Origin of the sequence: Reichenbachiella sp. MALMAid0571, from assembly GCF_040151475.1 — a bacterium.
GTDB lineage: Bacteria > Bacteroidota > Bacteroidia > Cytophagales > Cyclobacteriaceae > CAXBNB01.
Genome location: NZ_JBDKWG010000124.1, coordinates 65,629 through 79,834 on the forward strand (window position 1 = coordinate 65,629; position 14,206 = coordinate 79,834).

Below are 14,206 nucleotides of genomic sequence, written 5' to 3' on the forward strand. Positions count from 1 at the left end.
CTTATTGCCCACAAAAGTCAAATTCAGGTTGGCAATCTTTTACTTGATACTTTAGTGGAATATGGATTTGGCGTGCTTGCTTTTGCAACACATCCTTCTCCAAAAAATCTGCTGTCATGTAGCGGTACTCCTCATTCATAGGACGACCTGCCCATTCATGTCCACCTCCACAGCTGCTTACAAAATAGTAGCCTCTGTTGACGCTATGCAATTTTTCGGCAATAGTATGAGAACCAAAGAACATCATGAAGCCGGTATCATCCGGTGAACAGTAGTGGTGGGCAGCCGTAGCAAATGGCACCAACGGATCGCAAGTGCCATGAAACAGAGCCGTAGGTATGGCAGCATCTGGCGTAATCCAGTTCTGATCCAAAATTGCTCCAGCCATACTAACTACACCCGCATATTTAAATCCATCTGCTAAAATATTTTCCTGAGACTTTTTCCAGTAAGCAGCTTGTAAAACGGCTTCCGCTCCGGCACTGCTACCGGCTATTACCACAGTTGATGGATCTATATTGAATTGCTCACTTTTTTCCAGCAAAAAAGCAGTTGCCTGATTCACATTTTGAGCTGCTGTGAGCAAAGTATTGATTTTATTCTGAACAGCCTGTCCACAACTAAATGACTGGTCTTTCATAGTCAGATGATAAGAGATAGTCGCTGTTACCCAGCCTTTTCCGGCAAAATACTCACAATAATCAATCCCCCGATCCCTGTTGCCACCGGAAAATCCTCCGCCATGTACATAAATGAGCAGTGGTTTCAATTCATTGTCTTTTTGCTTCGGGTAAAAAATGTCCAATGCAAGCGTATCTTCATACACCATCGTCCGGTGTTCTATTTCCAGATTTTGAGTAGCAAAGCTTGAAAAGGACATAAGAACTATTCCCCCAACAAAAAATAAACATTTCATTTTACAATTATAGCAGTTCTAATTGGTTTATTCTTCCTGCAATCATTCCACAATAGCCTGATACACCAAATTCCTTAGTTTAGCATGGTCATCCACTCCATTTGTCGGAATCAATTGTTTGAAATACACCACAACCAAATCCTCCACCGGGTCAGCCCAATATGTAGAGCCGTAAGCACCACCCCATTCGAAAGTACCAACAGAACCCGGTTCACCTCTTTCTCCTACATCTTTGGTAATGGAAAAACCAAGGCCAAAACCGGAACCTCCTCTGGATCCATATGGGATGTCTCTTACATCCACATGATCTGCAATCATCAGCTCTACTGTTTTTGGAGAAAGAATTTGATTGCCATTGTATTTACCTCCATTGAGCATCATTTGGAGAAACTTAGCGTAATCCAGAGCAGTTGACAGATAGCCTGCACCACCTGAAAAGCTCTTGCGTGGGCCATTGACATAATGTCCCTGCCCCATACCTAAACCCGGATCAGGAGATCTTTCCAATGGTTTACCCTCATAAGCCATATAGGACGTTGACAAGCGATCTGCCTTGTTTTTAGGCAAATAAAAATGAGTGTCATTCATGCCAATAGGATCCAGAACTCTTTCTTTCAAAAATTCATCTAAAGTCATTCCTGAAGCCTTCTCGATTACTGCTCCTAAAATATCGGTATTGTACCCATACACAAACCTTTCGCCCGGTTCGGCATCCATAGGCAGACCAGCCATACGGGCAATGGTAGCTCCGATTGGTTCATCTCTATCAGCAAAATACCAGCCCTGAATACCAGCTTCTTCCCATTCTTGTTTGGCCGGACCATGACCATACCCTATGCCGGCAGTGTGAGTAAGTAAATCACGAATAGTAATGGCTCTGGATGCTTTTACCACATCATATCCTCCATCATCTCGTTTTTTTGCTACTGTTGTTTCTTTCCATTCAGGCAAATAATTGCCAATCGGATCAGATATCTTCAATTTTCCTTCTTCCTGCAAAACCATTGCACCTACGCTCACTATGGCTTTAGTTTGTGAAGCTATCCTGAAAATAGCATCTTTTGGCATTTTCTTTTTTGATGCGATATCACTGTCTCCAAAAGCCTCCAAATAAACTATCTTTCCTTTTCTGGCTACCAGGGTTACATTTCCCGCCATCTTCCCATCTTTAGTATATTGCTCCATAACCATAGATAGTCTTTTCAACCTTTCGGAGGACATTCCTACGTCTTCTGGTTTAGCAGTAGTTAAATTTTGAGCATGTAAAACAGAAACCCATAACAGCCCACACAGTATTATAAAGCCAGCTTTGAATTGTTTGATCATTGTATCTTAATTATTAGTTAAAAAAATAAAATTAACTATTCATAAGAATATAATCATATTTAATATTTCATTTTTATTATAAAATATTTCGATACCTTTTTATTTATACTTTTACCAGACGATACAATTACTTAATTAAAACAAAGAGTATTAATATCCTCCCATTTATCAATTGATGTATTTTATTGCTAATTATATGCTCCAATACTAATCAGGCCTTTTTTAGATTCTATACCATCAAGGTCTTGTGCCCCTGAATGGTAATTCCCATTGTTTCTTGCCGGGCTGTTTGGTTTAAGCCTGAAATTACCATTTATTGCATCAATAAACCGGGGATCGGTTATGATATCACCTTCACCGGGTTCATCACCTATCGGGTTAATATCACCTTGTGAATAAAATAGATTATGGTGATGAGATTGGTTAGCCAATGCCACTCGTTGATGCCCCCTTGGTATTTTGAACGATCCAAAAACTTGAATATCCCGAGCTAAAACGAAAATGTTGTTAGATACAAAAAATGAAGTGTTTTCCGGATAAAAAGTCCAGAATACATACCTATCAACATTAGGTTCTCTGGTTCGAATTACTGTATTATTCATTACCACAACATTGTACATAGAACCACCCCCGACAAATTGATTACGATCATCACTTAAATTATACGTTACAGTGATGTTGTCAACATTTCGAGCTGCAATTTCCAAAAAACCATGATTGTTTATAGAAATATTGTGATGAATATGGATATCCGAAGCATCAAAACCATCATCTACTCCATCCAATTCTATGACTCCACCGTCTGAACCATAAACACCTCCATAAGAACCATAGTTCATAACTTTATTGTATGCTATTTCATTGTACTTCGATGTAATCATTATGGCGATTGGCCCCCAAGACCTGGCCATTGTATCTGCTGCATCGTGCATATAATTGTGTATTATCAGGTTATACTGCCCTTTCACCTTGACTGCAACCGGAGAATGAAAAAATTCACACCGCTGTAACACATTATGATGAGTGTTTTCTGCAAAATAAACAGCTCCCATTTTTTGAACATTCTTATTTTGCTTGTTGGAGCCCGGAGGATAAGCATTGTCATGAAAATAAAGCCCATCGATCACCACATAACTACCCATTATTCTGAATATATTCCCATTAAGGTTGTGCCAATTAGGGTTACTAAAAGAGGGAGCTAACCCTGCCCCGTATTTAACAAAAAGCTGAGCGAGATTTCTGCGGTCATTGGACTTCACTAAACGTGCCCCTGCACTATAACTACTAAACACTATAGGTGCATTTTGTGCTCCGGAATTATTAAAAACAAATCCACCCTTATAAGAAGACCCCCTGGCAAAAAGGATACTATCTCCTGGTAGAAATAAATTTCTATTCAAGTTTGTTAAAGTTTCCCAGGGTTTTTCAATACTAGTTCCAGAGTTTGAATCTGATCCATAGTTACTATTTATATAATAATTTTCTGCATACCCTGCTTGAGCTGAGAATAACAGCCAAAAGGCAATAAATAATTTGTTAAGTTCTACTTTCATAACAGATAGAGACTAAAATATTAATGGATTTTTTTCTGAATCAAAATAATGACAATCCCGGACAGAGTCACTTTGAAAATTTGCAAAACAGGGCTAAGAAAAGTTTTCAACTCCTTAGCCCCACTTATCAATCAAATTTTGTTTCTAAAAACACAACCCGTCTGTCAGCACTATAAACTATGTGATTGAGTAGCTTATGTTGAAAAACATTTTGAATCCAGTCCATTTGCCCAGGAGGTATATTCTGTACCACTTCCTGACCATTTACAGCACTCACAACTGTCAAGTTCTCTTCTGATGGATTCCAAACCAATGTTTTCATAAACTTTGCATCAGAAGGCAAGCGACACCAAAATTCTGCCTGACCATCAGAGCCGTAGTTATAAGCTTCTGGGATGCCACCGAAACCCCGGTGGTAGTAAGGACCAAAAGCCCTGCGTCCATAAGGAACATACTGTATTCCTGGCCTATTATTCCAACCTCCTGGCCTCTCAGCGAAAAGATGTCCCTCTTCTTTTACAACTAAAGGTTTGTTTTTATACATTCCGGTTAAAAGTGGTTTTGAATTGAGCATAAAACCACTGCTAATACCTGTCAGAAGCCCTTTCTCACTTTCATAATCACCCCATACTATATGTGAGTCTATGAAAGGATGGATTTTATGTTCAGCACTTTCGGACATATAACCCAACATATTCAACAATAGCCTGTCAGAAACCGGATCCTGTTTTGTTCTTGATATCAACTCAAACCCACTAATCAGGTAACTTCCTTTTCCATTAAAAACTTCTATCAGACCAAGTCCCTCCAAGCCTACGCTATAATTTGCCAAAACTGATATATTTTCAAATGATGAAAGACTGTCAACAACAAACCCATTCTCTACGGGATAAATATCAGGAAAACCTTGCTTCCTTTCATCCCAACCACTATAATCCGACCAGAGTTTTAAATGCTCTCTTTTGAGCCCTTTAAAAACAGGATGTTCCGGTTGTTCAGGATTTATATTGAAACCATTGTGAGATGGTCTGAGAGGAGGAGGGTAAGTAGAATTATCTATGTCCATATTTAACCCCTTCAAATCAACAGGCAATAAAGTATTGAGCTTACTGATGTTTTTGCTATCCTGATTAAAGACCAATACACGACCTCCATTTGCCACAAACTTTTGCACTGGTTTTACATCTACATCAGACTGAAAAGAATTTTTCCCAAAAACCAGTATTCCATTTTTGGACAATTTGTTTAAATCCGAAATATCCTGAACATTCAAGCCCAACGCTAACAATGCATTTTTTGTATATCCCGAGGGGTCGAACAATTGTATTTTCAACTTATCCTTATCCTGTATTAGCAATGGGTTTCCAATATATATTTCGAAAGTATTAGTACTAATACTTTTACCATTTTTGGCGATTTCACCCACCAACTTATACTGCCCTGAAGGCATAACAGAGGGCAGTTCAATAACTAAATCAGATGAGTATGTATCATAATAAGCTATTTTCGGCAAATTTTGTATTCCGGAAAAATATGGCTTACCAGAAGTATCTATAAGCTCATAAGACAAAACTCCTCCTTCCAATTGTTCAAAACTATCGGAATCATTAACTATATGGAATCTGGCAGAAAACTTACTACCTGTATAAACATTGGGAGTCCAAACCTCCCAGCTCAACAAAACAGGAGCATAAGATGTTTTGGCTTGAAATGCTACTGCTTTAGGAGACATATCAGTAAAATTTTCTATAGTATGCCAATTGTGGAACAAGATAGTAAATGGAAAAATTCCTGATAATTCTGAATTAGAGGGTCTTAACCTTCTAAACAGTTCTGTAGCCTGCTTGAAAGTATGTACCTGATGTTCACTTGCCAATTGAGCCTGAATATTTTGCGGCGCATGCCCTGTCCAACACAACTGTGAAACGGGGTTTTTATGATCAGGAGTGAGATTGTATCGTCCATCAGGCCCAGAATAATTCCCTACGCATTCAGTAAAGGTAATAGGTTGTACGGGCTTTTTAAAAGGGATAATTTTGCTGTTATCACGAATATTGAGAAACGTGTATGGGGAAGAGTAATACCAGCCCCAATACCTGTGCAGGTCACATATATCTCCTGACTTGCCATAACCATATCCTGCATTGCCTATATACAGGCGTGTACTATCCCAGTCCGATTTAAGTTTCTGGTGAGCATACTTTGTGAAATTCTCCCATTTAACAGCAATTTCACCTTTATAGGGGGTTTCATTTGTAATGGCATAAATCATCAGGGAGGGATGGTGAGATATCTTGTTGTACTTTTTTGTCCTAAACCATTTAATTCCCCATTCATAATCTTTCGGTGGTTTTCTCCCTCCTATTGTACCACCATAGTTGCCTCCAAACACCATCATTCCCAACTCATCACACACGTCGTACCAAGTTTCATCATCCGGAATCCGAATGATGTTAACATTAATACTTTTCATAAAGCGCACATAGTCATAGGCAAATTGTCGGCTTTTTTCCAACTCGTCAGGGATTCCTCTACCCGGGGGGTTGATGGCAATACCCCGAAGAAAAATGGGATTACCATTTAACAAAATCTGCCCATTTTTAGATTCGAATGAGCGAAAGCCAATTCGTTCGCTTTCTTTGGTTTTTAGTACTCCATTTTGGCTAAGACTCACTGTCAAATCGTACAGTACAGGCGAGGCAGGAGTCCACAGCTGAGGATTTATATCATTAATTGTCATGCTGACATATTTCATGCTGTCTCTATCAAAAATATCTACGGTTTTGTGTCCCTTCCATAGTAATGTGCCTGATTTATTAATAACTACTTCCATAGTCACTTCCCCATCTATATCGCTGACTTCAAGGAGCAAATTAGCATAATCTGTTCCGGTAAAAATATTGATTTTATCTATTGTAGGGCTGGCAAAAGATACATGTGGCAATAGTCCTAAAATTATAGCGTAGCAGTAAATGAGGAGTTTTTTTATAAACATCATATTTCCAAAAAATTTAAAACTTTCCCTTGAAGATTAGGGGAATAAGTTTGGGGATTAAATAAAACATATCAACTCCCTTATGGCTATAAGCCAAAGGTTAGTCAAAGAAATAGTCGAAACTGATGGACACTCTTTAGCAAATTTAAGAGTGTCCATCAGTTTAATTACTAATTGGGATTTTGAGGGATTATACCTTCGTTTGAATCAATATAATTTTGAGGAAGTGGGAATAAAATATTCTTATCAGAAATTTGGGTAAATTTATTATGCTGAGATGTTCTGCTTACCAATAAACCAAACCTATTAAGGGTATATCTCCTATGCTCTTCCGATAGCAATTCCCTGGCCCTTTCGTCAAGGATCAATTCCACATCCACATCACCTTCTGCAATCAGTGAAGCATGTGACCTCTCTCGCAAATCATTGATATGATCCGCTGCTTCATCCATTTTTCCCAACTTCATTTCGGCTTCAGCGAGTAATAAGTACGTTTCCGCCAGTCTGAGATATGGCATACTGTTGTATTGGGAAGCTTCGTTGACCCTTTCAAGATCGGGAAAATAATCCCATTTTTTTGTTCCGGGCCAATAGGCATCACTTGTTTTCCAAGCACTAAAGCTTGGAGTTTTGGTAAACACAGTGTCACCCCCTAATGACTTTAAATAGTATTTGCTCAGAGCAAATTCACTGTACCTATCGTCGGTATCTTCATAAAGATTTTCCACATATAATGTATGGGCGGTTCGCCCTATTCCTCTACCTCCATACTGGCTAAATGCCCAGTCATCATCAGATGTCAAATTATAATATCGGTTTACCCAGGTTCTCCTCATGGCCAGATTACCAGTACCCGGCAGGTCAGGCGCATTTAAAAAAGTCCACAAGGTCTCGGTATTTCCTTGTGAAGGCAAAGCATTTTCAGGATGAAACTGATCCATAAAGGGCACTCCTGGTTTACTTGCATTTGATCCAAATCTGGAAGTAATCAAAGCAAAATTGGGGTTATCGACAACACGTTCTGCCATTTTTTCAGCATTCACATCATCGCCCATAGTCAGGTATAATTCAGCCAGATAGTGCTGAGCCACCACCTTGCTCAATATCAACGGATCTCCGTAATTGTCGGGCAAATTTGCCTCTGCAAAAAGAAGGTCTTTTTCCATTTCCACTCTAATGGTATTGACATCCGTTCTTTGCCAATCCAACCTGAAATTGTTCCCATTGATCTCTTCCAAACTCAATGGTACATCTCCCCAAGAGTTGGTCAAATGCCTGTATGCCCAGGCTCTAAACAATCTGGCATGAGCCAATATTTCATTTTTATTCCTTAAATCTTCTGTTTCATTTCCTCCTTGCCAATCTACATCAATGGATTCCGCACGGGAAATGATCATATTTGATGAATTCACTATATCAAAAAGCCAATTAAATGCTAAATCAAGGACATTGTCGGAGGGATTTAAGTTTGCTCCATACACATCAAATGCTCTTAACGCAGCAAATGTATAATTGCCCCAATATGCATCGGTACCTGCTTTCCAAATTACAGACAATTCCATTGAAGTACCCAACTCACTGCGTTCCTGACGAATTAGCGAATAAATAGAATACAAACCCTGATTGAAACCATCCCTTGTCTGAAACAAGTTATCTGCGAAAATAGAATCTTTTGGAGTTTCGACTAAAAAGTCTTCATTGCATGCGTTGAACAATACTATTGAAACAATCAATAGTATTTTTATTGTTATATTTTTCATGATATCGATTTTTTTAAATTTAGAGTCCTACCCTTACACCTAATAAATAAGTTCTTGAAAAAGGTCTGTTTGTTTGATCACTTGCCTCTGGATCAATGCCTCTCCAATCCGTAATTGTTATCAGGTTTTTGGCATTAACAAAAAACTCCAACCTGGAAACAGACAACTTGTCTAATACTGAAGTGGGTAATTTGTAACTCAAGGTGACATCTTTAAGCCTGACATAACTTGCACTTTCATACCACCCGGCACTTAATGGATTTGTGGATCGGTCTGCATTTTCAGGAAAATCATTGGTAGGATTGTCTTCCGACCAATAATTTACATTGTAAACCTTTCTGCGTAACAACCAGTCGTTGGTAGTGATTAATGGATTTCTTTTAACAATACCATTTACCCAATACACAAAACAATTGAGAGTGAAATTTTTGTATGTTATATTGTTGGTAATACCTAAAGTAAAACTTGGCTGAAGTTTTCCAATTATTTGCCTATCATCGGCATTAATCATATTGTCTCCATTTAAATCGGCGTATTTTACATCGCCGGGTAAGTTGACTCCATAATCATGCAGATTGACACCTGCTGTATCTGCCAACTGCCAAATCCCATTATTGACATAACCAAAGCTTACATCTACGGGCTTCCCGATAAACCACCTGCTCCCCACATCATCTATGTAGTTGCCCAAGGAGTCAGTAAGGCCAACATGTACTATCTCATTCAAGCTTCTGGTAAAAGCAAATTGGGTGTTCCATTCAAATCCATCACGGGAAATATTAGTAGTTCTAAGAGCCAGCTCAATACCACTGCCCTTTGTTTCGCCTATGTTTTGGAGTATAGACGTTGTTCCATTAATTGATGGAATGCTTTTGTTAAGAAGTAATCCGGTGGTGCTGGAAGTATAAACATCCAATGACCCACTAATCTTGGATTGAACAAGCCCAAAATCAACTCCTACATTCAAAGATGTAGTTGTTTCCCATCCCAATGAATTGTTTCCTAACCTTCCGGGATAGTATCCGACTAAATTGTTTCCATTTCCATCTATATAGTCCCTTTTTGATAAAACCGGCAAAGTACTATATGGAGATACAGATTCATTGCCATTTTCACCAAACGAAACCCTCAACTTAAGCTGATCAATCAGACTGCTACTTTGCATAAATGACTCCTGATCAATATTCCATCCCAAAGCCACTGAGGGGAAAAAGCCATATTTTTGATTAGATCCAAAAACAGAAAATCCATCTCTTCTCCCTGTCACAGTGAATAAGTATTTACTATTATAATTATAGTTTATTCGTAACATTTGTGAGATGTAATTACGCTGTGAATAAGAAGGATCAGCTGTTAATACTTCTGCATCATTAAATTGGTAGTAGCCTCTCACATCGTTTGGAAAACCTTGGCCTTCTATAGTCATACCTTCATCTACTATTTTTTGAGAACTATACAGTGCTGTTACGAAAATGTTGTGCTTGCCAAATGTTTTATTATAATTTACAATATTTTCAATCAACCAATCCTTCCGGTCAGTTGCTTGTTGAATAGCATAACCACCTACTTCTCCTCCGTCTCTTGTTTCTCTTCCTCTATAGGTTTGTGCTTTGGTACCTCTTATGGTATAACCACTATTAAACTTATAAGACAACCCGGGTACAAACGGAAGTTGAATTAACATGTAGTTGTTGGTTATTAGAGAATTAGTTTTGTCAGAATTATCGTACAAAATATTTTCCATAGGATTTGAAAACCCGGTATCATCTGGCCAGGGTAGTTTTGAAATAGTTCCATCTTCATTAAAGGGTTTGGTCAATGGGTTCATCCAAAACGCTTCATCAAAATTACCGGCTATACCACTTCTATCTCCAAATCCCACCAAGGTATTCGTACCAATTTCCATCCAATCGGTAACATTGATTCCTAAATTTGCCCGAAAATTAACTTTTGAAAAATTATCATTGATGGCTACTCCCTTCACATCTTGAAAATTACCGGATATAAAATATTTGATTTCTTCGGATCCTCCTGAAACAGAAAGATTGTGTTCCTGCTTTTTTCCCTGTCGTAGTATCAAATCCACCCAGTTAACTGCTTCTCCATTTTCCCAAACCTCACGTTCGGTATCAGTAAGTTGGTCTTCTCCAAACCGTTCCACTTTTCTCTGGTAAAAAGTTTCTGCATCCATCATGTCAGGCAATGAGTAGGTATTGTCAACACCATAATATCCATTATAACTGATTTTGGGTTTGCCTCCGAAGCTGCCTTTTTTGGACGTCAATATAATCACACCATTGGCACCCCGAGCACCGTATATAGCTGACGAAGAAGCATCTTTCAATACTTCAATTGATTCCATATCATTGATGTTTATCTCAGAAATCGATCCGTTAAAGACTACTCCATCCAGTACCACAAGTGGGCTTGCATCTCCAGATATTGAACGTCTTCCCCTGATATTAATGCTATTGCTCGTACCTGAGGCGGTATTGGTATTCACAGTTATATTTAGGCCTGGAACAGCCCCCTGCAAAGCCTGTTGCATATTCACCTGAGGCATTTGCTCTAGTCGTACTGAGTTAAAAGAAGCCACAGATCCGGTAATATCTGCCTTTTTCTGTGTTCCGTACCCCACTACTACTATCTCTTCGAGTTGCTCAGCATCTACAATCATTTGAAGGTCAATAACTGACCTTCCTCCTACTTCAACTTCCTGTGTTTTATATCCAACAAAGGAAAACACCAGGTTCGTTCCTTCTGGTAATTGTATTATGTAATTACCATCCAGATCAGAAGTGGTTCCGTTTGTTGTTCCCTTCACAACAACGCTTGCACCAGGTAATCCTTCTCCATTTTCATCTGTGATTTTTCCCGAAATGGTTACGTCTAGCATTTCTTCCACCACTTTGGATTGAGCAAACGATTCAGAGGCGTGATAAACACTTATGTTATTATTGATTCTTCGAAAATGTAATTTAGCACTGCTACCAATATCCACCAGTAGTTTTTCTATTGATCCATGCCTGTTGTCCAAATTCACTTTCTGTTTCTTATTAATAGATTTTTTATCGTAATTAAAATAGAAACCGGTTTGAGATTCTATTTGTGAAAACACCTCCATCAAAGTAGCCTCTTTGGTATCAAGCTCCACATATACCTCTTTTAAACTTTTTGATTTCTGTGCTTCACCCTCAGCAGCATATAACATACCGAGGCACAGGATTTGAGTGAAAATGCCATAGAATGATAGTCGCATAAGCACCTTAATTATTATTAGATAATTATTTTTCATAATTTTGATAAGGTTTATTTTAAATAAATCATTTCAGTTGCTTACTAATTGAGTAAAGTGTCCAATTTTAGGTCAATTAAAAAGCATCAATTATCCGGTAAAGCCTTTCAGGTTTTACCGGTTTCTTTTTTTAGGATGAGTTATAGTTTTTAGTCTGCATAGTTTTTAGTTTTTAAAATTTAATTTCCACTTCTTTGTTTTCAATTGTAAATTCAAATCTTTGAGAGAAACTCAGGTTTCTTAATACATTTTCAAGACTTTGTTTTTCAAATTTTCCGGTATAATTCCATTCCTGGCTTTCTCCAGTCACTTTAAAAGACACACCGTACCATCTCTCCAGTTCCTTTAACACCGTTTTCATTCTTACACTTTCAAAAACAATGATGCCTTTGTTCCAGGCAAATACTTGGTCAATGTCAAACTTGCGCTTTTCTATTGTCTTTTTTACTTTGTGGTAGGTTACTTCCTGTCCTGGCTCTAAGTAGTAGTTATTCAATTGATTTGTCTGTCCGGTGTTATTAACAACAACCTTTCCCTTAGCCAAAGATACTCTTATCTGACTTTCATCATTATAAGCTCTCACATTAAAAAAAGTACCTAACACCGTGGTTGAGAGCGTTCCTGAATGGACAGTAAATGGTCTGGCTGGATCTTTTACTACATCAAAAATAGCTTCCCCTGTCAATTCAACCTTTCTAAATGAATCGTCAAACTCCTTTTTGTACTTGAGAGTACTTCCTGAGTTCAACACTACCATAGTGCCATCGGGCAGTTTTACGGTCGTCTTTTGACCATAAGGAGAAACCTTAGTCACAAGTGTGCTATTTTCAAATTCTGAAGGTAAAAGGTTGTTTAGTCCATTGCCATACCAAAGCCAGCCAGCCAATAATAGCATGGCCACAGAAGCTGCTATTTTGGACATTCCTTTCCATGAACTCCAGTCTCTACCAAAGAAGTGTTTGTTATTTTGCTGAGGTAATTTCTTGTTGTATTTAAGAACATTTTCAAAAACCCGCACATAATCTTCCTGCACAGGTTTTTCCATTGTTTCATATTCCAATGAACGTACAAGCTGTTGAGCCCGGGTAAACTCTTCCATTTTGTTAGGATGATTGTCAGTCCAGCTCTTCCAAAAATGATCGGTTTCATAATTCGGATTTAAAACCGATTTAACAAAAAATTCATCCTTTAAAAAATCCTCTGTGCTATAAGCATCATACTTCATATTTGACGACTCTAAGTGTTTTCATTCGTATAGAGTCGGTCAATACCTAAATGACCATAGTTTTTTTAGACTTTTTTTCAGTTCTTTTAAAAAAAGATTAATTGAAACCCGGTCTCACTATAACTTTTAGAACAAATTATAGATAAAAAGGAAAATGCAGTTTTTAAAAATGTATCGGAATGGTATCAGATTCCCATCGCCAGTAATATCAGGATCAACTTTCCTTTTAAGGTTGAAAGTTGTAGCGAAAGGGAGTCAATAGCTCTATAGATCAAAGCTCTTGCCGATTTCACCCTGGACATTCCCATAATGGTAGCTATCTCCTCATAAGTCAACCCTTCATAATACATGAGCAAAATGGCTTCTCTTTGTTTTGTTGGCAATTGGTTGCATGCTGACTCCAGTGTTTTTTTTTGTTCTTCCGTCAGGTTGTCGTTTATTACAATGCTTTCTCTGGACAATTGCATTTGAAAAACATTATCATCATCAAGGCCGTCCCGCAATTCATACTTGTTTTCTTTTTCAAGTTGCCTATGCAATTTTCTTCTGATGCTGCTAAAAAGGTAAGCTTTCAATGACTTTGGTAACGACAGTTTATCTCGGTTTTTCATTAAATCAAAAAACATATCCTGAATCGCATCCCAAATCAATTGATCATTTTTGGTAAACTGTCTGCAATATTGATACGTTTTTTTGGCATAGCTCCTGTAGATGTATGCCAGTGCCCGTTCGTCACCTTGCACAAATTCATTCCATATTTTCACCTCATCCACTTCAACAGGTAATGACTCACCTGAGGTGACATTGGTGTCAAAAGAATGATTTTTTCTTTCAAAGAATGGATGCCCGGTTTCGAAAACTTTGCCCATTTAGAGAATAGCAAAAAATGATTTGTGTAGTTTAATTCAAAAGCAATATATATAAATATTTGAAAACTCATTCGATTGATTTTCAAAACAAAAGGTAATAGAATAATCCGGAAACCTGATTCTGATCCTAGGAGTCTGTCGGACTTAATAAACCACCCAATTATTTATATCTTGGGGCATGATATCATTTATTGGAGCGGATAGAGAACAAGTTTCTTTTATGCCACATGACCTTAACGATTGGCTACCTGAAGATCACTTGGCAAG

The 14,206-nt window shown here is 38.0% G+C and carries 8 protein-coding genes; all 8 read right to left on the reverse strand.

Features of this window, described 5'->3' with window-relative positions; genetic code table 11:
* Position 1: 1 nt before the first annotated feature.
* Positions 2–916, reverse strand: coding sequence for an alpha/beta hydrolase (locus AAOP42_RS10455; RefSeq protein WP_349528454.1), 915 nt, complete (start codon positions 914–916; stop codon positions 2–4).
* Between the two features lie 42 nt (positions 917–958).
* Positions 959–2,242, reverse strand: a complete 1,284-nt coding sequence (locus tag AAOP42_RS10460) for a serine hydrolase domain-containing protein (protein ID WP_349528455.1) — start codon at positions 2,240–2,242, stop codon at positions 959–961.
* Between the two features lie 188 nt (positions 2,243–2,430).
* Positions 2,431–3,795 carry a polysaccharide lyase domain-containing protein gene (locus AAOP42_RS10465; RefSeq protein ID WP_349528456.1) on the reverse strand — a complete coding sequence of 455 codons (1,365 nt, stop codon included), beginning with the start codon at positions 3,793–3,795 and terminating at the stop codon, positions 2,431–2,433.
* A 127-nt stretch (positions 3,796–3,922) separates the two neighbouring features.
* Positions 3,923–6,793, reverse strand: coding sequence for a glycoside hydrolase family 2 TIM barrel-domain containing protein (locus tag AAOP42_RS10470; RefSeq protein WP_349528457.1), 2,871 nt, complete (start codon positions 6,791–6,793; stop codon positions 3,923–3,925).
* 167 nt (positions 6,794–6,960) lie between these two features.
* Complete coding sequence (locus AAOP42_RS10475; protein WP_349528458.1) at positions 6,961–8,550, reverse strand: RagB/SusD family nutrient uptake outer membrane protein; 1,590 nt, start codon at positions 8,548–8,550, stop codon at positions 6,961–6,963.
* 19 nt (positions 8,551–8,569) lie between these two features.
* Positions 8,570–11,809: a SusC/RagA family TonB-linked outer membrane protein gene (locus tag AAOP42_RS10480; RefSeq protein WP_349528459.1), complete on the reverse strand. Its 3,240-nt coding sequence runs from the start codon at positions 11,807–11,809 to the stop codon at positions 8,570–8,572.
* Positions 11,810–12,017: 208 nt separating this feature from the next.
* Positions 12,018–13,070: a FecR family protein gene (locus tag AAOP42_RS10485; RefSeq protein ID WP_349528460.1), complete on the reverse strand. Its 1,053-nt coding sequence runs from the start codon at positions 13,068–13,070 to the stop codon at positions 12,018–12,020.
* Positions 13,071–13,255: 185 nt separating this feature from the next.
* The gene (locus tag AAOP42_RS10490) at positions 13,256–13,939 is read right to left on the reverse strand and encodes an RNA polymerase sigma factor (protein ID WP_349528461.1); all 684 of its coding nucleotides are present in this window, start codon (positions 13,937–13,939) and stop codon (positions 13,256–13,258) included.
* Between the last annotated feature and the right edge of the window lie 267 nt (positions 13,940–14,206).